The 21,872-nt window shown below is 70.6% G+C and carries 20 protein-coding genes; 13 read left to right on the forward strand and 7 right to left on the reverse strand.

What is annotated here, in order from left to right; genetic code table 11:
* Positions 1–26: 26 nt before the first annotated feature.
* Positions 27–1,172 (reverse strand): PP2C family protein-serine/threonine phosphatase, encoded by a 1,146-nt coding sequence (locus ACZ7IB_RS02280; protein WP_470908432.1) that lies wholly within the window; start codon positions 1,170–1,172, stop codon positions 27–29.
* 105 nt (positions 1,173–1,277) lie between these two features.
* On the opposite strand from ACZ7IB_RS02280, the gene ACZ7IB_RS02285 reads away from it, so the two are divergent.
* On the forward strand, positions 1,278–2,510 hold the full coding sequence (locus ACZ7IB_RS02285) for a GNAT family N-acetyltransferase (RefSeq protein WP_470908434.1): 1,233 nt from the start codon (positions 1,278–1,280) through the stop codon (positions 2,508–2,510).
* Between the two features lie 10 nt (positions 2,511–2,520).
* On the opposite strand, the gene ACZ7IB_RS02290 is transcribed toward ACZ7IB_RS02285, so the two are convergent.
* A complete protein-coding gene (locus tag ACZ7IB_RS02290) occupies positions 2,521–3,330 on the reverse strand; it encodes an Fpg/Nei family DNA glycosylase (protein WP_470908436.1) in 810 nt (269 codons plus the stop codon).
* Between the two features lie 100 nt (positions 3,331–3,430).
* Positions 3,431–3,919: a ribose-5-phosphate isomerase gene (locus tag ACZ7IB_RS02295; protein ID WP_470908438.1), complete on the reverse strand. Its 489-nt coding sequence runs from the start codon at positions 3,917–3,919 to the stop codon at positions 3,431–3,433.
* Positions 3,920–4,209: 290 nt separating this feature from the next.
* Here ACZ7IB_RS02295 and ACZ7IB_RS02300 point away from each other — a divergent pair, with 290 nt between their 5' ends.
* Positions 4,210–5,682 (forward strand): amino acid permease, encoded by a 1,473-nt coding sequence (locus ACZ7IB_RS02300; protein WP_470908440.1) that lies wholly within the window; start codon positions 4,210–4,212, stop codon positions 5,680–5,682.
* A 72-nt stretch (positions 5,683–5,754) separates the two neighbouring features.
* A complete protein-coding gene (locus ACZ7IB_RS02305) occupies positions 5,755–7,125 on the forward strand; it encodes an FAD-binding oxidoreductase (protein WP_470908442.1) in 1,371 nt (456 codons plus the stop codon).
* Here the strand turns inward: ACZ7IB_RS02305 and ACZ7IB_RS02310 are convergent.
* A complete protein-coding gene (locus tag ACZ7IB_RS02310) occupies positions 7,106–7,702 on the reverse strand; it encodes a biotin transporter BioY (protein WP_470908444.1) in 597 nt (198 codons plus the stop codon). The genes ACZ7IB_RS02305 and ACZ7IB_RS02310 overlap by 20 nt on opposite strands.
* 417 nt (positions 7,703–8,119) lie before the next feature.
* Here ACZ7IB_RS02310 and ACZ7IB_RS02315 point away from each other — a divergent pair, with 417 nt between their 5' ends.
* Positions 8,120–9,538, forward strand: coding sequence for an amino acid permease (locus tag ACZ7IB_RS02315; RefSeq protein WP_470908446.1), 1,419 nt, complete (start codon positions 8,120–8,122; stop codon positions 9,536–9,538).
* Here ACZ7IB_RS02315 and ACZ7IB_RS02320 read toward each other — a convergent pair.
* Both ACZ7IB_RS02320 and ACZ7IB_RS02325 read right to left on the reverse strand, forming a co-directional pair.
* The gene (locus tag ACZ7IB_RS02320; protein WP_470908448.1) at positions 9,528–10,163 is read right to left on the reverse strand and encodes a histidine phosphatase family protein; all 636 of its coding nucleotides are present in this window, start codon (positions 10,161–10,163) and stop codon (positions 9,528–9,530) included. The genes ACZ7IB_RS02315 and ACZ7IB_RS02320 overlap by 11 nt on opposite strands.
* Entirely contained in the window at positions 10,160–11,587 is a 1,428-nt protein-coding gene (locus ACZ7IB_RS02325) for an FGGY-family carbohydrate kinase (RefSeq protein ID WP_470908758.1), read from the reverse strand. The genes ACZ7IB_RS02320 and ACZ7IB_RS02325 overlap by 4 nt, the downstream gene beginning before the upstream one ends.
* A gap of 160 nt (positions 11,588–11,747) precedes the next feature.
* On the opposite strand from ACZ7IB_RS02325, the gene ACZ7IB_RS02330 reads away from it, so the two are divergent.
* From ACZ7IB_RS02330 to ACZ7IB_RS02365, 8 genes are read left to right on the forward strand one after another with little or no spacing between them, the layout of a single operon-like run.
* Entirely contained in the window at positions 11,748–13,175 is a 1,428-nt protein-coding gene (locus ACZ7IB_RS02330; RefSeq protein WP_470908450.1) for an ABC transporter substrate-binding protein, read from the forward strand.
* A gap of 3 nt (positions 13,176–13,178) precedes the next feature.
* Complete coding sequence (locus tag ACZ7IB_RS02335; RefSeq protein WP_470908452.1) at positions 13,179–14,150, forward strand: carbohydrate ABC transporter permease; 972 nt, start codon at positions 13,179–13,181, stop codon at positions 14,148–14,150.
* Positions 14,147–14,977, forward strand: a complete 831-nt coding sequence (locus ACZ7IB_RS02340) for a carbohydrate ABC transporter permease (protein ID WP_470908454.1) — start codon at positions 14,147–14,149, stop codon at positions 14,975–14,977. Before ACZ7IB_RS02335 ends, ACZ7IB_RS02340 begins: the two co-directional genes overlap by 4 nt.
* Positions 14,974–16,116 (forward strand): ABC transporter ATP-binding protein, encoded by a 1,143-nt coding sequence (locus tag ACZ7IB_RS02345; RefSeq protein ID WP_470908456.1) that lies wholly within the window; start codon positions 14,974–14,976, stop codon positions 16,114–16,116. The genes ACZ7IB_RS02340 and ACZ7IB_RS02345 overlap by 4 nt, the downstream gene beginning before the upstream one ends.
* Positions 16,113–16,931: a DeoR/GlpR family DNA-binding transcription regulator gene (locus tag ACZ7IB_RS02350; RefSeq protein WP_470908458.1), complete on the forward strand. Its 819-nt coding sequence runs from the start codon at positions 16,113–16,115 to the stop codon at positions 16,929–16,931. Before ACZ7IB_RS02345 ends, ACZ7IB_RS02350 begins: the two co-directional genes overlap by 4 nt.
* Positions 16,928–18,001: an ABC transporter ATP-binding protein gene (locus tag ACZ7IB_RS02355; protein ID WP_470908459.1), complete on the forward strand. Its 1,074-nt coding sequence runs from the start codon at positions 16,928–16,930 to the stop codon at positions 17,999–18,001. The genes ACZ7IB_RS02350 and ACZ7IB_RS02355 overlap by 4 nt, the downstream gene beginning before the upstream one ends.
* Positions 18,001–19,038 (forward strand): NAD(P)-dependent oxidoreductase, encoded by a 1,038-nt coding sequence (locus tag ACZ7IB_RS02360; protein WP_470908461.1) that lies wholly within the window; start codon positions 18,001–18,003, stop codon positions 19,036–19,038. Before ACZ7IB_RS02355 ends, ACZ7IB_RS02360 begins: the two co-directional genes overlap by 1 nt.
* Positions 19,039–19,052: 14 nt before the next feature.
* Positions 19,053–20,456 (forward strand): FGGY family carbohydrate kinase, encoded by a 1,404-nt coding sequence (locus ACZ7IB_RS02365; protein ID WP_470908462.1) that lies wholly within the window; start codon positions 19,053–19,055, stop codon positions 20,454–20,456.
* 50 nt (positions 20,457–20,506) lie between these two features.
* Here ACZ7IB_RS02365 and ACZ7IB_RS02370 read toward each other — a convergent pair whose 3' ends face one another.
* Positions 20,507–20,947, reverse strand: a complete 441-nt coding sequence (locus tag ACZ7IB_RS02370; RefSeq protein ID WP_470908464.1) for a hypothetical protein — start codon at positions 20,945–20,947, stop codon at positions 20,507–20,509.
* Between the two features lie 246 nt (positions 20,948–21,193).
* On the opposite strand from ACZ7IB_RS02370, the gene ACZ7IB_RS02375 reads away from it, so the two are divergent.
* Entirely contained in the window at positions 21,194–21,835 is a 642-nt protein-coding gene (locus ACZ7IB_RS02375) for a superoxide dismutase (protein ID WP_470908466.1), read from the forward strand.
* The last annotated feature ends 37 nt before the right edge of the window (positions 21,836–21,872 follow it).

Genomic DNA, 21,872 nt, shown 5'->3' on the forward strand with positions numbered 1-21,872 from the left:
CCCGGTTCATCCCGATTACGTACGGTTCAGGATTTGCGCGACAACAGCAGCAGCGCCCGGTCGTCGTTGACGTCCTTGGCGCATGCCTCGATCAGATGCCAGGCCGCGCCCTCGAAACCGGTGGCGACATAGCGGTCGGCCTCACCGGTCAGCCGGTCGATGCCCTCCGCGATATCGCGGTCGGACGCCTCCACCAGGCCGTCCGTGAACAGCATCAGCACGTCGCCGGGGGCCAACGAGCCCTTCACTGCGTCGAACTGCGCCCCGTCGTACACCCCGAGCAACGGGCCCTCCGCGACCTTCTCCTCCCATTGGCCGCTGCCCGAGTGGAGCTGCAGGGCCGGCGGGTGCCCCGCCGAGAGGATTTCGTAGTCGCCCGATTCGAGGTCCAGGACCAGATGGATCGAGGTGGCGAAACCCTCGTCCCAGTCCTGGCGCAGCAGATAACCGTTGGCCGCCGGGAGGAAGCCGTGCGGGGGCAGCGAACCGAGGAGGCCGCCGAAGGCGCCGGACAGCAGCAGGGCGCGGGAGCCCGCGTCCATGCCCTTGCCGGAGACATCGGTGAGTACGGCCTCCAGGGTCCGTCCGCCGTTGGTACGGGCGGCGACGACGAAGTCACCGGAGAAGGACTGGCCGCCCGCCGGGCGCAGCGCCATCTCGCGGTGCCAGCCCTGCGGCAGCCGGGGCAGGGCGCTCTGCACCCTGATGCGTTCGCGCAGGTCGAAGAGCATGGTGCCGCCGCGTCGCCACGGCACACCGACCCTGGCCCGGAACTGGGCGAGGACCAGCCCGAAGAAGCCGCAGGCCGCGACCACCAGGACGATGCCGGGTGTCACCCGGGCCGGGCCGTCCTCGTACGGGCCCAGTGCGAGCGACTCCACGATCAGGGCGGCGGCGGCGGTGGCGTACAGACCCAGCAGGCTCGCGGGTCGCAGCAGCAGACCGCCCGCGACGATCGGCAGGACGAGCGCGGCCGGTGAGCACCACACCGGATTGAGCAGGGTGGCCCAGGTGATGGCCGGAATGGTGAGCAGCAGACCGGCCAGTGCGATCCAGTCCGATCCGTCGCCGCGGAAGTAGTCGACACCGGACTTGCGCAGCGCGATGCGTGCCCGGTGTGCCGATTTCCGAAATCGGGCCGGGTACGTGTCTGCTCCTGCGCGACGGGCCATTGTCGGGACCCTATCTACCCGGCCGCCCGAGGTGCAGGGGGACCCCGTGACAATGCGTTCGAAATCGGGTCGCCCCGCCGCCCTGCCCCCTGGTAGGCATGGCCCATGACTACTGAGCTTCGCGTGTTGCGCCCGTCCGAGTGGAACGAATGGTTCGAGTGTCTGGAGCTGGCGTTCGGCGGGGACCCGGAGGCTCCCGAGGAGCGCGAGCTGTTCGAGCGGCTGACCGAGCACGAGCGGTCGCTCGGGATCTGGGACGGTGACGACGTGGTCGGCACTGCGGGGGCGTTCAGCTTCCGGGTCGCGGTGCCGGGCGGGGCGCTGGTGCCCGCCGCCGCGATCACGATGGTGAGCGTCGCCTCCACGCACCGCAGGCGCGGGCTGCTGACCTCGATGATGCGCCGGCAGCTGGACGACATCCGCGCGCTGGGCGAGCCGTTCGCCGTACTGACGGCCTCGGAACCGGTGATCTACGGCCGGTTCGGCTACGGCGCCGCCTCGCGGCAGATGTCCCTGACGATCGAGAAGGACCGGATCCGGCTGGACGTGCCGCCGGGCACGGACGAGGTGCGGCTGCGCCACGCGAAGCCGGACGAGGCGATGGCGGCGTGCGAGAGCGTGTACGAGCAGCTGGTCTCCGGCCGTCCCGGCGTCCCGGCCCACGGGCCCGGCTGGGAGCGCAAGCCCATGGTCGACCCGGTCTCCAACCGGCAGGGCTCCTCGGCGCAGCAGTGCGTGCTGGCGGAGCGGGACGGGGAGATCGTCGGCAATGTGACGTACCACATCAAGCCGGAGTGGGAGCCGGCCGGCCCCAAGGGCACCGTCGTGGTCAACGACCTGGCCGCCCTGGACCCGGCAGCGTACGCGGCGCTGTGGCGGTTCGTCTTCGACATCGACCTGATGACGACGATCGTGGCCCGGAACCGGCCGGTCGACGACGCGGTGCTGCACCTGGTGTCGGACGTGCGGCGGTGCAACATCCGGGTCCGCGATTCGCTCCATGTGCGCCTGGTGGAGCTGGGGGCGGCGCTGGAGGCCCGGTCGTACCGGGGCCCGCTGGACGTGGTGTTCGAGGTCGAGGACGTGTTCTGCCCCTGGAACGCGGGGCGTTGGCGGCTCACGGCCGACGAGAAGGGCGTCGCGTCGTGCCGGCGGACCGATGACGCGGCCGATCTGGCGCTCTCGGTAAGGGAGTTGGGCTCGGCGTATCTGGGCGGCGAGTCGCTGAGCTCGCTGGGTCTGGCCGGGCGGGTACGGGAACTGCGAGCGGGCGCGCTGGCGGAGGCGTCGTCGGCGTTCCTGTCCGACACGGCGCCGTGGCTGCCGCGGGGGTTCTAGCGCACCGCTGCTACGCGGACTGGCAGCCCGGGCACCAGAACAGGTTCCGGGCCGCCAGGTCCGCGGTGCGGATCTCCGTACCGCAGATGTGGCAGGACTGCCGGGCCCGGCGGTACACGTACACCTCGCCGCCGTGGTCGTCGACGCGCGGCGGACGCCCCATCGCCTCCGGCATGTGCTCGGGGCGGACCGTGTCGATCCGGTTGTTCCTTACGCCCTCGCGCATCAGCATCACCAGGTCGGCCCAGACCGCGTCCCACTCCGCCCGCGTGAGGTACCTGCCCAGGCGGTACGGGTCGATCCCGTGCCGGAACAGCACCTCCGCGCGGTACACGTTGCCGACCCCCGCGATGACCTTCTGGTCCATCAGCAGGGCCGCGACGGTGATACGGCTGCGGGAGATCCGCCGCCAGGCCCGCTCGCCGTCCTCGTCGGTCCGCAGCGGGTCCGGGCCGAGGCGGTCGTGTATCGCGCGCTTCTCGGGGTCGGTGATCAGCGCGCACGTGGTGGGGCCGCGCAGATCCGCGTGGTGGTCGTCGGTCACCAGGCGCAGCCGGACGGTGTCGGTGGGCGGCGGGGCCGGGGTCGTGCCGAAGCCGAGCTTGCCGAAGAGGCCCAGGTGGATGTGGACCCAGCCGGCGTCCTCGAAACCGAGGAAGAGGTGCTTGCCGTGGGCGTCGACGCCGGTGAACGTGCGGCCGTCCAGCAGCGCGGCGCTGTCGGAGAACTTGCCCTGCGGGCTGCTCACCCGCACCGGCCGCCCGGCGAACCTGTCCCGGTGGTCCGCCGCGAGGCGGTGGATCGTGTGTCCCTCGGGCACGGCGGCGACTCTCCTCGGTGACGTAGGGACGCGGCGACGGGGTGACGCGGGGAAATGACTGTGCCGCCGGGAACACCGGCGGCACAGGGATGGAGACCGGTCAGCCCTGCTGCGGGTGGTGGGCCGGGATCGGGGGGAGCTCGCCGGTCGTCTCGTACGCCGTCAGCATCTCGATGCGGCGGGTGTGACGCTGCTCACCCGAGTACGGAGTGGCGAGGAAGATCTCGACGAACTTGGTGGACTCGTCCACCGAGTGCATCCGGCCACCGATGGCGACCACATTGGCGTTGTTGTGCTCGCGGCCGAGCGCGGCGGTCTGCTCGCTCCAGGCGAGTGCGGCGCGCACGCCCTTGACCTTGTTGGCGGCGATCTGCTCGCCGTTGCCGGAGCCGCCGATCACGATGCCGAGGCTGTCCGGGTCCGCGGCCGTCTTCTCGGCGGCACGCAGGCAGAACGGCGGGTAGTCGTCCTGGGCGTCGTAGATGTGGGGGCCACAGTCGACGGCTTCGTGGCCCTGGGCCGTGAGCCACTCGACGAGGTGGTTCTTGAGTTCATAGCCGGCATGGTCCGAGCCGAGGTACACGCGCATGTTCCGAGTGTGGCACGAGCATCGCCGGGTAAGCGCCATCGGGGTCGGGACCCTCCGGCCGGGTCCGCCCGGACCGGCCGGAGCGGCCGGAGCGGCGGTGGAAGCTGCGTGTGGGCTCCATGTGCGGGCCCTGTGTGTGCAACGCCACTCAGGCAACGATCTGGTCAACGATTCGGAAGAGGGGGTTCCGCTTCCACGGTTCGGCGGGCTTCAATGCATCACTCGTTGCCGCACCCCACTTCGGCGGCTGGGCACGCACCGCGTGATCCGAAAACGTAAGGATTCGATCCATGACGTCGCAGACGACTCTGGCCGGGCCGGGCCACCAGCCCGGCAAGCCGGACCGGTCGAACGGACCGGACGCACCGGGCTCCTCCGACGGTCTCCAGGCAGGTCTCAAGAACCGCCATCTCTCGATGATCGCCATCGGCGGTGTCATCGGCGCGGGCCTCTTCGTGGGCTCCGGCGCAGGCATCGCCGCCGCGGGACCGGCCATCCTCCTGTCGTACGCGCTGGTCGGCCTGATGGTCGTCTTCGTGATGCGGATGCTCGGCGAGATGGCCGCGGCCCGTCCCAGCTCGGGCTCCTTCTCCGCCTACGCCGATCAGGCGCTGGGCCGCTGGGCCGGCTTCTCGATCGGCTGGCTGTACTGGTTCTTCTGGGTCGTGGTGCTCGCCGTCGAAGCCACGGCGGGTGCCAAGATCCTGGAGGGCTGGGTGCCGGGCGTCCCGCAGTGGGCGTGGGCGCTGATCGTGATGGTCGTACTGACCGCGACGAACCTGGTCTCGGTCGGGTCGTACGGCGAGTTCGAGTTCTGGTTCGCCGGGATCAAGGTCGTGGCGATCGGTGCGTTCGTGGTCGTCGGACTGCTCGCCGTCTTCGGGCTGCTGCCCGGCTCGGACAACCCCGGCTCGGGGCTCGCGCATCTCACCGACACCGGCGGATTCTTCCCCAAGGGACCCGGCGCCATCCTCACCGGTGTGCTGATGGTCGTCTTCTCCTTCATGGGCAGCGAGATAGTCACCCTCGCCGCCGGCGAGTCCGAGAACCCGCAGCGCGCCGTCCAGAAGGCCACCAACAGCGTGATCTGGCGGATCGCCGTCTTCTACCTGGGCTCGATCTTCGTCGTGCTCACCCTGCTGCCGTGGAACGACGCCTCGATCCTGGAGGAGGGCAGCTATGTGGCCGCCCTCAACTCCATCGGCATTCCGCACGCCGGTCAGGTGATGGACGTCATCGTGCTGACGGCCGTACTGTCCTGCCTCAACTCCGGCCTCTACACCGCCTCGCGGATGGCCTTCTCGCTCGGCGGCCGCGGGGACGCGCCGAAGGCGTTCGCCCGGGTCAACAAGCGGGGCGTGCCGCAGGCGGCCATCCTGTCCTCCGTCGTCTTCGGCTTCGTCGCCGTGTTCTTCAACTACCAGTGGCCCGACACCGTCTTCCAGTTCCTGCTGAACTCCTCCGGCGCGGTCGCCCTCTTCGTCTGGCTGGTCATCTGCTTCACCCAGCTGCGGATGCGGGGCATCATCCTGCGCGAGCAGCCGGAGAAACTGGTCGTGCGGATGTGGCTCTTCCCGTATCTGACCTGGGCGACCATCGCGATGATCTCGTTCGTCCTCGTCTACATGCTGACCGACGACAGCGGACGCGAGCAGGTGCTGCTCTCGCTGCTCGTCGCGGCCGTGGTGGTGGCGATCTCGCTGATCCGTGAGGTCCAGAACCGCAAGAACCGCACCGCTGTGGAAACCCCCAGCAATACCTGACGGCCGATGTCAGGTTTATCGGGAAGACTCTCCGTCGCAACGCCACCGAGCGAGCGAACGGAGAGCCTTCCCATGTCTACCGCCCCTGCCCAGGTCCCTGCCGATGTCCCGGCCGATGTCGAGACCGGCTTCCAGACCGGTTTCGCCATCCGTCCCGACCTCGTCGTCGAGGCCGCCCACGCCGATGACGTACGGACCGCCGTGGCCGACGCCGTCGGGCGCGGCCTCCCGGTCCACGTCCACGCCACCGGCCACGGGCTGCCCGGGGCCGTCGAGGGCGGGGTACTGATCAGCACCCGCCGGATGGACTCCGTCGAGGTCGACCCGGTGCACCGCACCGCCCGGATCGGCGCGGGCGTCACCTGGGACCGGGTCATCGAGGCCGCCGCACCGCACGGACTCGCCCCGCTGAACGGCTCCTCCCCGGGTGTCGGCGCCGTCTCCTACACCCTCGGCGGCGGTCTGGGCGTACTGGCCAGGGAGTTCGGGTACGCCGCCGACCATGTGCGCGCACTCGACGTGGTGACCGCCGACGGCGTACTGCGCCATGTCTCCCCGGACAGCGAGCCCGATCTCTTCTGGGCGCTGCGCGGCGGCGGGCACCGGCTCGGTGTCGTGACCGGAATGGAGATCGGGCTGGTCGAGGCCGGGCGGCTGTACGGCGGCTCCATCGCCTTCGACGGAAGCGGAGGCGGAGGCCGCGACGGAGCCGGGGACCGGGACGGCGTGACGGCCGCCGGGGTGATCCACCGCTATCTGGAGTGGACCAGGACCGTCCCCGACGCACTGACGTCATCGCTGTCCGCCCTGCGGTTCCCCGATGTCCCGCAGATGCCGGAGCCGATGCGCGGCCGGTATGTGATCTCGGTGCGGGTCGCGTACACCGGCAGCGCGGCGGAGGGCGAGCGGCTGGTCGCGCCGCTTCGGGCGATCGGGCCCGCGCTCGCGGACTCGCTGCGGGAGATGCCGTACACCGACAGCCACACCATTCACAGCGACCCGCCGTTCCCGCACGCCTACTACGGCGACAGCGTGGTGCTCGGCGATCTGGACGTGGAGCGTGCCGTGCGCACGCTGGAGCTGGCCGGACCGAAGGCGCCGATGATGACCGTGGTCCAGCTCAACCACCTGGGCGGCGCGCTGGCCGTACGGCCCGCCGTCGACAACGCGGTGCCCTACCGCGAGGCCGGATTCCTGCTGCGGCTGCTGTCGCCGCTCGACGGCACGGATGTGGCATCGGTACGGACCCTTTACGCGGAGGTGGCCGCCGTGCTCGCCCCTCTCGCCCTGGGCCGTTCACTGAACTTCTCCTTCGGCGGCGGGGACCGCACCGACGGCTTCCACGACGCGCGGACACAGAAGAGGCTCGCCGGTCTGGTGTCGCGTCACGACCCGGCGAGCCTCTTCGGAGGGAGCTACGGCATCAGCCGCGACGGCCGATGAGCTTCCAGGAAGCGGGCAGCGCGCCCATCGCCAGTGCCGCCTTCAGGGCGTCGCCGAGCAGGAACGGCACCAGGCCGGCCGCGATCGCGGCGCTCGCCGACATACCGGTGGACAGCGCCAGGTACGGGACGCCGACCGCGTAGATGATCGCGGAGCCGACCACCATCGTGCCCGCGGTGCGCAGCACGGAGCGGTCTCCGCCGCGGCGGGCGAGGCCGCCGACCACGGTGGCGGCGAGCAGCATGCCGAGGACGTAGCCGAACGACGGGAAGCCGACTCCGGAGGTGCCCTCGGAGAACCACGGCATGCCCGCCATACCGACGAGCGCGTACACGGCGAGGGAGAGGAAGCCGCGGCGGGCGCCGAGCGCGGTGCCGACGAGGAGCGCGGCGAACGTCTGGCCGGTGACCGGGACCGGGGAGCCGGGGACCGGGACGGCGATCTGGGCGGCGATGCCGGTGAGCGCGGCGCCACCGAGAACCAGGGCCGTGTCGACGGCGTAACGGTGCCTGGCGGCGGGCAGCAGGTCGGCGAGGACCGCTCCGGTACGGGCAGGGGCGGCGGCAGCAGTGCTCATCGGGACTCCGCGGGGTGAGGGCAGGTGGGGACAGACTGAGGCTGACGTTAGCCCAAGGGTTAACGCTCGATCACCATCAGTGGCCCACAAAGCGGTGGTTGAGGCATTGGTGGGGTTCACACAAAGGGGCTTGCACAATCACGTGATGGCGTGATGCTCGTCACTGAGGTGGGTGCGGATCGGCTCGTATTTTGCCGGGAGAGGCCGTCGGGAGAGACTGTAGGTTCCTGCCAAAACCGTCCAGGAACCGCCCAGGGTCCGCCGGGCGACCGCACCGGCCGTCGCCCCGTGCCCGGGTGTGCACCTTGTGTGAGCGTCATGCCCGTATGGCGGACAGCGGTTCCCTGTGAACGGGGTGCGTGCTCAGACTGTGCGCGCACGTCCCCCCACGTCTCACCTACCGAACAGAGCTTGTCCATGTCTCGGAATTCCGCGTCTCCCCCCACCGGCTCCCCGGTCGCCGTCTCCGACGCCAAGACCGATTCGGCGCTCACCCACGGGCTCAAGCAGCGCCATCTTTCGATGATCGCCCTCGGCGGTGTCATCGGCGCCGGACTCTTCGTCGGCTCGGGTGCGGGTATCGCCGCCGCGGGCCCGTCGATCATCATCGCGTACGCCGTCTCCGGGCTGCTGGTCATGCTCGTGATGCGGATGCTCGGCGAGATGTCGGCCGCGAACCCGGCCTCCGGTTCCTTCTCCGTCCATGCGGAGCGGGCGATAGGGCCGTGGGCGGGGTTCACCGTGGGCTGGGCGTTCTGGGTGCTGCTCTGTGTCGCCGTCGGCCTGGAAGGCATCGGCGCGGCGAAGATCGCCACCGGCTGGCTGCCCGGTACGCCGGAGTGGGCCTGGGTCGCACTGTTCATGGTGGTCTTCCTGGGCACGAACCTGGCCTCGGTGAAGAAGTTCGGCGAGTTCGAGTTCTGGTTCGCCGCCCTCAAGGTCGTGGCGATCACGCTCTTCCTGGTCCTGGGTGTGCTGGCGATCCTCGGTGTGCTGCCCGGTACGGACGCCCCCGGCACCGCCAACCTCAAGGGCGAGGGCGGCTTCATGCCGAACGGCGCCGAGGGCCTGGTGATCGGACTGCTCGCCTCAGTCTTCGCGTACGGCGGTCTGGAGACCGTCACCATCGCAGCGGCCGAGTCCGAGAACCCGGTGCAGGGTGTCGCCAAGGCCGTGCGCACGGCGATGTGGCGGATCGCGCTCTTCTACGTCGGCTCGATGGCGGTCGTCGTCACGCTGGTCCCGTGGGACGACCCGAAGGTCGTGGAGGTCGGCCCGTTCTACGCGGCCCTGGACCACCTCGGCATCAGCGGCGCCGCGGAGATCATGAACGTGGTCATCCTGGTCGCCCTGCTCTCCGCGATGAACGCCAACATCTACGGCGCCTCGCGCATGGCCTGTTCGCTGGTCGCCCGTAGCCAGGGCCCGAAGCGGCTCGGCAGGATCTCCTCGGGCGTCCCGCGCACGGCCGTCCTGGTCTCGTCCGTGTTCGGCTTCCTGTGCGTGCTGCTCAGCTACTGGCGTCCCGACGACGTCTTCCCGTGGCTGCTCAACATGATCGGCGCGGTGATCCTCATCGTCTGGATCTTCATCGCCCTCTCCCAGGTGGTCCTTCGCGACCGGCTGGAACGCGAGGCCCCGGAGAAACTCGTCGTACGGATGTGGCTCTTCCCGGTCCTGACGGTGGTGGCGCTCCTGGCCATGCTCGGCATCTTCGTCCTGATGCTGCGCGAGCCGGACACCCGTGACCAACTGGTGGCGTCCGGCGCCCTGACCGTCGTACTGGCGGCCATCGGTGTCATACGGCAGCGGCGTTCCGTGGCCGTCAAGGACTGACGTCCGGTGCGCACGGCACATTGAGGGAGAGCAGCGCACCGCCCTCGTCCCCGATCCGCACCTCGCTCAGGGCCGTGTTCCGCAGCCGCGGGAAGACCCGGCGGTAGGCGCCCAGCGGAATCGACAGCAGTTCGCACAGCACGAGCCGCAGCAGTGTGTTGTGCGCGACGACGAGCACCCGCTGCCCCGGGTGCCCGTCCGCGATCCGGCGCAGCGCCATCGCCCCCCGGGCCGCCGCCGACCGGGGGTCCTCGGCACCGGGGAAGGGGTGGGCCACCGGGTCGGCGCGGTACTCCCGGGCCCGCTCCGGGTGCTCGGCCGCGAACTCCGCCAGGGTCCGTCCCTCCACCTCGCCGAAGTCGCATTCGCGCAGGTCGTGTTCGCGGCGGGGGACGAGGCCGAGCGCCCAGCACGCGGGCTCCGCCGTCTCGATCGCGCGCGTGAGCGTCGACGTCCAGATCGCGTCGACCGGGTGCCGGGCCGCCCACTCGCCCAGCTGCCCGGCCTGGCGGCGTCCTTCGTCCGTGAGGGCGATGTCACTGACCCCGGCGTAGCGGTTCTCCGCGTGCCAGACGGTCTGACCGTGGCGGGCGAGCAGCAGGGTGGCACTCGGACGGGCGGTCATGGTTTCTCCGTTCGGGTACGGGCGTGGGCGGCGACCGGGCCGGGGAGCCAGCCGCGCCGCTCCAGTTCGTCCACCAGCGTGAGGTACGGCTCGGTGTACCACGCCGTACGCACCGGATGCGGGCGCAGCACGTGCCGCAGTCGCACCATCCGGCCCGCCGCCGCCTGCAGCGTGGGCGTGGCCCGCGCCCCGTACGCGGCGAGGACGGCCATGCCGAGCGCCGGTTCGCTGTACTGCGGGATGTACACGGCCCGGCCCAGGATGTCGGCGCGCAGCCGGCTCCAGTAGCCGCTGCGGACCGCGCCGCCGGTGAAGGTGAGCCGGCCGTACAGCTGGGCGCCGAGCAGGTCAAGGTAGTCGAGACAGAGCCGTTCGACCAGGCCCACGCCGGTCAACAGGGCCGCCCAGTGCTCGGCGTCGGTGGCGGGTTCGCCGAGCAGGAACCCGGTGGCCTCCGGCGCGACGAAGGGGAAGCGTTCACCCGTGGCCACCAGCGGATACGCCACCACACGCGCCGGCTCGTGCTCGCGGGCCAGCGCGTCCATGCGGGCCGGGTCCCCGCCCGGGAAGGCGGCGGTCAGCGCCCCGCCGCCGGCCCCGGAGGCCCCGCCGGGCAGCCAGCGGCCGTCCGGGGCACGGTGGTTGTAGACCACCCCGGCCGGGTCCGCGACCGGCGACGAGGTGACCCCCTTCAGCACCAGCGTCGTACCGAGCACCGAATTCCAGGAGCCCACGGTGAGCGCACCGGAGGCGATCTGCGCCGCGCACCCGTCCGTCATCCCGGCCACCAGGAGCGTGCCCGCCGGTATCCCGGTCTCCTCCGCCGCCACCCGCCCCACCTCACCGATCCGCCGGCCGGGCCGCACCACCTCCGGAAACAGCCCGTCCGGCAGGCCGAGCTTGCCGAACCTCCGGTGCGGCCAGGCGTCCCGCTCCAGGTCGTAGCCGGTCTTCAGGGCGTGGCTGGAGTCGGTGGGCAGAGGGGTTCCGGCGAGCCGCGCCAGGACCAGATCGGCCTGATGCATGACCCGTACGGCCTCGCCCGCTCCTCCCCCGTACTCCCGCAGCAGCCACATCACCTTGGGCAGCGCCCAGCTCGGCGGGGTCCGGGCCCTGGCCGCCTCGGTCACCGCGCGCCCGTCGTCATACATCACCCCCGGGGTCAGCGGCCGGCCCGCCCGGTCGCCGAGCAGAACCGTGCCGGAGGTGGAGCAGACGGCGAGCGCACGCGGTGCGGGGCAGTCGTGCAGCGCCTGGCGGCTGGCCGCGCAGACGGCCGTCCACCAGTCGAGGGGCCGCTGCTCATGCCGTACGCCGTCGCGTCTGCCCACGAGCGGGGCGGAGCCGCTGCCGAGTATCTCGCCGCGGTCTCCTGCCACCACCGCACGGACGCTCTGTGTGCCGAGATCGATGCCCATCCACATATCGGCCCTCTCTGTGAACTTCTCACTCTGCACCGAGAATTTCCGTTGCGCGAGGGATTGACGGCCAACTTCCGTTGTTCCAAGCTCTGTTAACCAGTCGACTCAACGTGTGAATGGGCACCGCCCCAACTCGTCCCCGGCCGGACCGTGGAGGTCACGGATGGACATGCACGCGCACGACCGGCGTCGGTTCCTCGCCATCGGCGCGGCGGCGGCCGCGTCCGCCGCCCCGCTGCTCACCGCCTGCGGCGCGGGCTTCGGCGGCGACAACAGCAAGGGCGGCGGCTCCGCGGCCGACGATGTCACCGGCTCCTTCGACTGGAGGCGGGCCAAGGGCAGGACGGTCAAGGCGCTGCTCAACAAACATCCGTACACCGATGCCCTGATCGCCGATCTGAAGGCGTTCACCGAGAAGACCGGCATCAGGGTCGAGTACGACGTCTTCCCCGAGGACAACTACTTCGACAAGCTCACCGTCGACCTCTCCAGCGGACGCGCCTCCTACGACGTGTTCATGCTCGGCGCATACATGGTGTGGCAGTACGGCCCGCCGGGCTGGCTGGAGGATCTCGGCCCTTGGATGCGCAACTCCTCGGCGACCGGGGCCGAATGGGACCAGGCGGACTTCTTCCCGACCCTTCTCGCATCCGACCAGTGGTCGCTGAAGGCGGGCGCCCCGCTCGGGCAGGGCGGGCAGTACGCGCTGCCGTGGGGCTGGGAGACCAATGTCGTCGCGTACAACACCGAGGTGTTCGAGAAGCTCGGCCTGAAGCCCGCCGAGACCTTCGACGAGCTGCGCGAGGTGGCCGGGGCCATCACCCGCCGGGCGCCGGGTGCGGGCTTCGACGGGATGTACGGGGTCGCGGTGCGCGGCTCGCGCAGCTGGGCGACGATCCATCCGGGCTTCATGACGATGTACGCGCGGGGCGGGCTGAAGGACTTCACCGTCGAGGGCGGCAGGGTGAAGCCCGCGATGAACTCCCCGGAGGCGATCGCGTTCACCCGGGACTGGGCGGAGATGGTCAAGAAGGGCGGGCCGCCGTCCTGGACCTCGTACACCTGGTACCAGTGCTCCAGCGACCTCGGCGCGAAGAAGGCGGGGATGCTCTTCGACGCGGACACCGCCGCCTACTTCCAGGCGGTGAAGGGGGCCTCCCCCGCCTCCGGGAAGATCGCCTTCCACCCCGGTCCCAAGGGCCCCGACGGCTCGCTCGCCACGAACATGTGGATCTGGTCGCTCGGCATGAACGCCAAGAGCCGCAACAAGTCCGCGGCCTGGCTGTTCCTCCAGTGGGCGACCGGCAAGGAGCATCTGCGCAAGGGCGCGATCGAGTACAACCACATCGACCCGGTACGGAAGTCGGTCAGTCAGGACCCCGCGTACAAGGCCAAGATGCGGGCCATCCCCGGCTTCATCGAGACGTTCGAGACGGTTATCGACCGGACGGAGATCCAGTTCACCCCGCAGGAGCAGTTCTTCGACGCGACGACCAGCTGGGCCGCCGCGCTCCAGGAGATCTACGGCGGGAAGAACGCCTCGTCCGTACTGAACTCTCTGGCCGGCGATCTGGCGTCGAAGGTCGGCTGACCGATGTCAGGACGCGCGTCGCCCGTGCCGGAGGCCGACCACGGGGCGGCCTTGGGCACGGGGGCCGGGAAGCGGGCGGTGCGGGCGGTACCGGCATGGCGCCGCTCGCTGCGGCCGTACCTGCTGATCGTGCCCGCGCTGCTGCTGACCGGCGGCATCCTCTATCCGTTCGGGCTCGGCCTCTACTACACGGTGTTCGACTTCGCGGCGAGCAGACCGCAGCCGGACCTGGTGGGCATCGAGAACTACCGGCGGATCTTCACCCAGTCCTCGTTCTGGGACTCGGCGCGGGTGACGGTGGCGTACGCGGTCGGCGCGGCGGCCGTCGAGACGGTGCTCGGGGTGGCCGTGGCCCTGCTGCTGCACCGGGCGAGCTTCGTGGGACGGGTGCTGGAGAAGATCCTGATCCTGCCTCTGATGATCGCGCCGGTGATCGCCGCGATCATGTGGAAGCTGATGCTCCAGCCGTCGGTCGGCGTCATCAACCACCTCCTGCAACCGTTCGGCCTCGGCGGTGTGCAGTGGACGGACACCCCGACGGGCGCCCTGCTGTCGTCGATCGCCGTGGACGTGTGGGTCTGCACACCGTTCGTCGCGATCCTCGCGCTGGCCGGTCTGCGCTCGCTGCCCGCCTCGCCCTTCGAGGCGGCGGCCGTCGACGGGGCGGGCTGGTGGTTCACCTTCCGGCGCCTCACCCTGCCGATGCTGTGGCCGTACGTCCTGGTGGCCGTGATCTTCCGGTTCATGGACTCGCTGAAGGTCTTCGACATCATCTACGCGCTGACCGAGGGCGGCCCCGGTGACTCGACGATGGTGCTCCAGATCCGGGCCTATCTGGAGGCGATCCGCTTCCAGCGCTACTCGTTCGGGATCAGCTACATGGTGGTGCTCTGGGCCGTGGTCTACCTGGTCACGATGGTGCTGGTGCGCTATCTCGGCCGGATCCAGAACCGGGCGGCGGAGGTGCCGGGATGAAGCGCAGGGTGCTCGCCGTCGCCGCCGACCTGGCGCTGATCCTCTACTTCGTCTTCGCGCTGTTCCCGGTCGCCTGGATGGTGATCCTGTCGCTGAAGCCGGCGAACGAGCTGTTCAGTACGTACTTCTCGTTCACCCCGACCTTCGACTCCTACCGCACGGTCCTCGGCGCCGGGGACGACCAGGGCGTGCCGTTCGTACGGTTCTTCGTGAACAGCCTGGTCGTGTCGGTGGGCGCGGTCGCGCTGTCGCTGGTGATCGGGCTGCCCGCCGCGTACGCCGCTGCGCGGTGGCGGTTCCGCGGCTCGGAGAACCTGATGTTCACCCTGCTCTCGTTCCGCTTCGCGCCCGAACTCACCGTCATCATCCCGCTGTTCGTGCTCTACCAGAAGCTCGGACTCTTCGATACATATGCCGGCATGGTGTGGGTGCTGCAGCTGGTCACCCTCCCGCTGATCGTCTGGATCATGCGGTCGTACTTCTTGGACCTCTCCCCCGAGCTGGAGCAGGCGGCGCTGCTGGACGGCTACACCCGCAAGCAGGCGTTCTTCAAGGTCGCGCTGCCACTGGTGAAGCCGGGGATCGCGGCCGTCTCGCTGCTGGCGTTCATCTTCGCGTGGAACAACTTCGTCTTCCCGCTGATCCTCACCTCGTCGAACGCGCAGACGGTGACGGTCGGCGCGCTGTCCTTCCTCGGCGGCGACCGGCCCAAGTACAACCTGACGGCCGCGGCGGCCCTGGTCTCGGTGGTCCCGCCGCTGCTGCTGGCGCTCACCATCCAGCGCTACCTGGTGCGCGGCCTGTCGTTCGGGGCGGTGAAGTCGTGACCGGCCCCGCAGCCATCGCGCTGCGTTCCGTGCACAAGAGGTACGGGAAGAACACCGCGCTCGACGGCCTGGACCTGGAGGTGGCCGAGGGCGAGTTCTTCTGTCTGCTCGGCCCGTCCGGCGCCGGGAAGACGACCACGCTCAAGACGATCGCGGGCCTGGAGGAGCCGGACTCCGGTGCGGTCGAGCTGGGCGGGGTGGACATGGCGGGCGTGGAGCCGTACGACCGGGGCGTGGCCATGTGCTTCGAGTCGTACGCCCTGTATCCGCACCGCACCGCGTACGACAATCTCGCGTCCCCGCTCCGCTCGCCGCGCCACCGCCTCCCCGCGCACGAGGCGCGCGAGCGGATCGGGGATATTGCCGAACTCCTCGGCATCGGGGCCCTGCTGGACCGTCCGGTGGGCCGGCTCTCCAACGGTCAGCGGCAGCGGGTGGCGCTCGGCCGGGTGCTGGTGCGGCCGGCCCGGGCGTTCCTGCTCGACGAGCCGCTGTCGCATCTCGACGCGAAGCTGCGGCAGGCGATGCGCGCGGAACTGAGGGCGATCGGCTCGGTCCGGCGCACGACCACGCTGTACGTCACCCACGATTCGGTGGAGGCGCTGGCGCTCGGGGACCGGATCGGGGTGATCAGGGACGGCCGTATGGTGCAGACCGGCACCCGTGAGGAGCTGTGGCACCGCCCGTACGACACCTTCGTCGCCCGGTCCTTCGGCAGACCCCGGATCAATCTGCTGCCGGGCACGGTGACGGCAGAGGGACACTTCCGGTCGCCGGACGGGGCGTACGAGCTGCCGCTGACGGTGTCCGCACCGCCGGGCACCGCGGTCCAACTGGGCGTACGGCCGAGGGACATCGGTCTCCTGGGGCCCGGCGAGGGCTCAGGCGTGGAGCCGGCCGGCACCGGCAAGGGCCCGGCCCTGCAGCTGACCGGCACCGTTCACGTCACCGAGCTGCTGGGCCGGGCCACCGAGGTCACGGTCAGGATCGGTGGGCAGCAGCTGTCCCTCGTCGCCCCGCGCGCCGACGCGGCGGGCCTGAGACCCGACCGCCCGGTCCGGCTCTCCGTACCGCCTGAGAGTCTGCTGCTGTTCGAGGCCGACCGGCCGGCACGTCCAGGACGAAGGATCAGCACGTGAACAACGTTCCGCAGCGGGGCCCCGCCCCGCGCCAGGCATCCATAGCCGAGTACGTCCTCGCGCAGGGCGAGGTGAGCGCCGCCGAACTGGCGGAGCGTTTCGACGTCAGTCTGATGACCATCCACCGCGATCTGGACGAGCTGGAACGACAGGGCATCGTCCGCAAATTCCGCGGCGGTGTCACCGCCCAGCCCTCCGGCGTCTTCGAGTCGAACGTCTCCTACCGGCTGAAGACGATGCGCGCCGAGAAGGCCGCCGTCGCCGAACGGGCCCTGCAGCTCATCGAGCCGGGCATGGCGGTGATGCTCGACGATTCGACGTCCACGCTGGAGATCGCGCGCAGGCTGCGCTCCATCACTCCGCTGACCGTCGTCACCAACTTCCTCGAAGCGATCAACCTGCTGTCGCAGGAGCGTGGCATCCATCTGATGGGCCTCGGCGGCGACTTCGATCCGCTGCACTCCTCCTTCCTCGGCGTCTCGTGCGTGGAGGCGGTGCAGTCGCTCCAGGTCGACATCTGTTTCACCTCCACCTCCGCGGTGTCCGGCGGTTACGCCTACCACCAGGAGCAGCACATCGTCTCCGTCAAGCGGGCGATGCTCGACTCGGCGAGCCGCAATGTGCTGCTGCTCGACCACTCCAAGCTGGGCCGGGTGGCCCTGCACCGGCTCGCCCCGCTCTCCCGCTTCGATCTGCTGCTGGTCGACGACGGGGCGTCCGACCGGGCACTGCGCGAACTCGACGAGCACAAGGTGCCCTACGAGGTCTGCGGCACCGGCCGGGAACCCGGAACGGGAGGCGGCGATGACGGGTGACTGAACTGACCCTGCGCGCACTGCGCAAGACCTACACCGGACGCGGCCGGGCCGCCGTCGAAGCCGTCCGCTCCATCGACATCGAGCTGCGCTCCGGCGAACTGCTGGGGCTGCTCGGCCCGTCCGGCTGCGGCAAGTCCACAACGTTGCGGATGATCGCCGGACTGGAGTCGGTCACCGACGGCGACATCCTCATCGGCGGCTCGTCCGTGGTGCCGCTCCCGGCCCAACAGCGCAACATCGGGGTGGCGTTCGAGAACTACGCCCTGTATCCGCCGCTGACCGTCGCGGAGAATCTCGGCTTCGGACTCTCCGCCCGGCGCCGGTACGGGCGGGCCGAGATCCGCCGCCGGGTCGCCGACATGGCCGAACGCATCGGGATCACGGACCTCCTGGGCGCCCGGCCTGCCGGACTCTCCAGCGGCCAGAAGCAGCGGGTCGCCCTGGCCCGCGCCCTGATCCGCACCCCCGACGTGCTGCTCCTCGACGAACCGCTCTCCCATCTGGACGCAGCGCAACGGGACACCACACGACGTGAGTTGAAACGCATCCAGCGGGACAGCGGCCACACCACCATCCTCGTCACGCACGACCAGGAGGAGGCGTTGTCGCTCGCCGACCGGATCGCGGTGATGCGGGACGGCGAGATCCAGCAGCTCGGCACGCCCGAGGAGATCTACGACGCCCCGGTGAATCTGTTCGTCGCCGACTTCGTCGGGGAACCAGCGATCAATCTGCTGCCGGGGACGGCCGACGGGGCGGGCGTGGTGCGCCTCTCCGACTCCGTGCGCATCCCCGTACCGCAGCGGCCCGCGGCGGGGCGCGCGGTGGTGCTCGGCATCCGCCCGGAGGACGTGCGCCTGGACGACACGGGTGTACGGGCCCGGGTCGCCGCCCATGAACCCCTGCTGGAATCCGGCATCGCCACGCTCTCGCTCGACGGGGTGACGAAGCCGCTGGTCGTCGCGACCGGTCCGGAGGTACGGCTCGACCGGGACGACACCGTACGCATCACCGCCGATCCCCGGCACATCCATGTCTTCGACGCCCGGACAGGAGACGCTCTGTGATGACCCGCCCCATGACGGTCCGCCCCGCGACGAGGATTCTGGTCGCCGGTGACCATTTCGTCCGCAACTCCCTGATCGCCGAGGCCCTGCACCACGCTCTCGGCCCGGAGCCCCATCTCACCGAACTCACCCTCCCCTGGCCCCTGGAGCCCTTCGGCAAGGTCGCCGAGGTCGACGAGGCGAGCGACGCCGAGGACGCACTGATCCGCGCCCTGGGCGGGGTCGAGGTGTGCGTGACACAGATGGGCCCGTTCACGGAGCGGGTCCTGGCCGCCGCACCCGATCTGCGGCTGGTCGTGGTCTGCCGGGGCGGCCCGGTCAATGTGAACGCGGCCGCGGCACGGGCCCGGGGTGTGCGGGTGTGCTTCGCGCCCGGACGCAATGCGGCGGCGACCGCCGAGTTCGCCGTGGGGCTGATGCTCTGCGCCCTGCGCCGCATCCCCGAGGCCCACCGCTCCCTCGCCGCCGACGGCCGCTGGGACGCCTCCCACTACACATACGAGAACTGCGGCCTGGAGCTGGAGGACACCCCCGTCGGCCTGATCGGTTACGGCGCGGTGGGCAGCCGGGTGGCCCGGGTGCTCTCCGCGTTCGGCGCCGAGGTCGAGGTGTACGACCCGTATGTGCGCGGCGACGTCCACGGCATGCGCGCCACCTCGCTGGAGGCGCTCCTGGACCGCTCCCGCGTCCTCACCCTGCACGCCCGGCTCACCCCGGAGACCCGGCATCTCATCGGCGCCCGCGAACTGGCGCAGCTGCCGCGCGGCGCGGTCCTCGTGAACGCGGCCCGGGGCGGGCTGCTGGACACGGACGCGCTGTGCGACGCCCTGGACTCGGGGCAGTTGCGGGCCGCGGCACTCGACACGTACGAGCAGGAGCCGCCCCCGCCCACGTCACGGCTCTTCCGCACCCCGCATCTGCTGATGACCCCGCACGTGGCGGGCGCCAGCCGGTCGGTCGCACAGAAGGCGGCCCGGATCGCTGCTGCCGAGGTGGCGCGCTATGTGCGGGGCGAACCGCTCGCCCACGCGCTGTGAGGGGAGCCTGTCCCATGACGAGGTACATCGGCATCGATGCGGGCACATCCATGGTGAAGGCCGCGGCCTTCGACCCGCAGGGCCGCACGCTGGCCGTCGAGTCCCGCCCCGTGGGGCTCACGATCCGCGGCGGTTTCGTGGAGCAGGACATGGACGAGGTGTACGGGGCGGTCTGCGAGGTCCTGGCCGCGCTGGGCTCCGACGGGGTCGCGTTCGCCGGCCTCACCGGTCAGGGCGACGGCGTCTGGCTGGTCGACGCGGCGGGCCGGCCGGTGCGTACGGCGATCTCCTGGATGGACGGCCGAGCCCATGAACTGGTCGACGCCTGGCTGGCGTCCGGTGTCTTCGGATCCGTCTACCGGCGCACCGGCAGCGCGATGTTCCCGGGCTGTCCAGGCCCGGTGCTGGCCTGGCTCGACCGTCACGACCCGGCCTCGCTCGACGCGGCGACGACCGCCCTGTACTGCAAGGACATGGTGTTCCAGCGTCTGACGGGGGTCCGGGCCACGGATGTCTCCGATGCGTCGATGCCGTTCCTGGACCCGATGACCCGTATGTACTCCTCGGATGTCGTGGCCGCGCTCGGCCTCGGCCACCGGGCCGCGCTCCTCGCCCCGGTCAGCGATCCGGTCGCCACCGCCGAACTCCCCTCCGGGGTACGGATATCCAACGGCCCGTACGATCTGCCGGCCTCCGCCCTGGGCGCGGGCGTCACCCGGCCCGGCGACGGTCTGCTGATCGTCGGCACCTGCCTGGCCGCGCTGGTGGCCACGGAGCGGCTCGATCTGGACGGCGAGCCGGCGGGTCTGCACATCTCCACCGACCGCCCGGGCCACTGGCTGCGCGCCATGCCCGCGATGGTCGGCACCGCGGCGCTCGACTGGATCCTGACCACCACCGGCGTACGCCATACAGAGGTCGACTCGCTCCTCGCCGCCACTGCGCCCGGCGCGAACGGTGTCCGCGTGCTCCCCTATTTCGCCCCGTCCGGCGAACGCGCCCCGTTCGTCGAGCCGCGCCTGCGGGCCGAGCTGACCGGTGTGTCCCTGGAGACCACCCCGGCGGATCTGATCCGCGCGGTCTGCGAGGGCATCGGCTTCGCCGCCCGCCACTGCCTGGAGGCCGCGGGCCTCACCGGCGCCCTCGCCCTGTGCGGCGGCGGCACCCGCTCCCCTGCCTGGATGCGCCTGTTCGCCGATGTGCTGGGCCGGCCGGTCCGGATCGTGGAGGGCGAGGTCGGTGCGCGGGGCGCGGTGCTCGCGGCGGCGCAGCGCTTCGGTGCGCAGCTGGACACGGCTGCCTGGACGGCCCCGACGACGGTCGTCGAACCGGACCCGGAGCGGGCGGTGTTCTATGCGAAGGCGTACGCGGACCATCTGGCCCGGCTCGCCACGGCCCGTACGCACGCCCGCGCATGAGCACTCGTTCCCGGTCCGAGGACGCGGACCGCCGGCCGGTACCCGCCCCCTCAGCTGTAAGGCTGGTTGAAGGTGGCACTCGCGAGCAGGGAGCCGTCCGCGTTGAGCAGGCGGACGCCGGTGACAGGTGCTGTGCCGGCGAGGTAGGGCCCACCCCAGGAGCCGTAGCCGTCGTCATTGAGGGTGAAGGAACCGACCTTGACGATGGAGCCGTCGGCCCGCTGCAACTGGCAGCGGACGGTGCCGGAGTGCCCGTCGGCGTCCACCGCCATGTACAACCAGGGCGAGGACCCGGTGTAGAGATAGACCTGCCCGAACGACTTGCCCGCGTGGGCGAGTTGGGCGGTGAGCAGGTGCGGTTGCACCGGGGAGACGATGGGCGCGACCGGGGCCGGACGGCCGACGGATGCGCCGAGCACCCAACCGCCGCCGCCAAGGGCGAGGCCCGCTGCCGCTGCCGCCGCAGCGAGGGCGAACCGCCGCCACTGCACGCGCCGGCGCGGCCGTCGACAGCTGCCTCCGCCCCGACCCGGCTACCAGGCCCACGATCCCCGAACTCGCCGCCGCTCTCGATGCGACTCTGCCCTGGCAGCGGCGCCGCGTCGCTCCGTCATCGACTGACCGGAGAGACGAGTCCTAGTCCGAAGGGCTGATCACCTTCGCCTCCTCCTGCTGTTAGCCTGCTCTTGCATATAGGTTGCAATAACAACAGGACAGCAGCTGGAGGGTTCGACCACATGGCCACGTACACGCTTCCGGAACTCCCGTACGACTACGCGGCGCTCGAACCGGTCATCAATCCGCAGATCATCGAGCTCCACCACGACAAGCACCACGCCGCCTATGTGAAGGGTGCGAACGACACCCTGGAGCAGTTGGAGGAAGCGCGCGACAAGGGGGTCTGGGGAGCGATCAACGGGCTCCAGAAGAACCTCGCGTTCCATCTCTCCGGCCACATCCTGCACTCGATCTACTGGCACAACATGACCGGCGACGGTGGCGGCGAGCCCCTCGCGGCCGACGGTGTCGGTGACCTCGCGGACGCGATCACGGAGTCGTTCGGCTCGTTCGCCGGTTTCAAGTCACAGCTGACGAAGGCCGCGGCCACCACTCAGGGTTCCGGCTGGGGCGTCCTCGCGTACGAGCCGGTCAGCGGCAGGCTGATCGTCGAGCAGGTCTACGACCACCAGGGCAATGTCGGCCAGGGCTCCGTCCCGGTCCTGGTCTTCGACGCCTGGGAGCACGCCTTCTACCTCCAGTACAAGAACCAGAAGGTCGACTTCATCGAGGCGATGTGGGCCGTCGTCAACTGGCAGGACGTGGCGAAGCGTTACGCGGCCGCCAAGAAGCGCGCCGACGTACTGCTGCTCGCCCCCTGACCGGGAGGCGCATGAACGTCCTGCCTCGTGATCGTCT

The sequence above is a fragment of the Streptomyces sp. NPDC037301 genome, assembly GCF_055602785.1.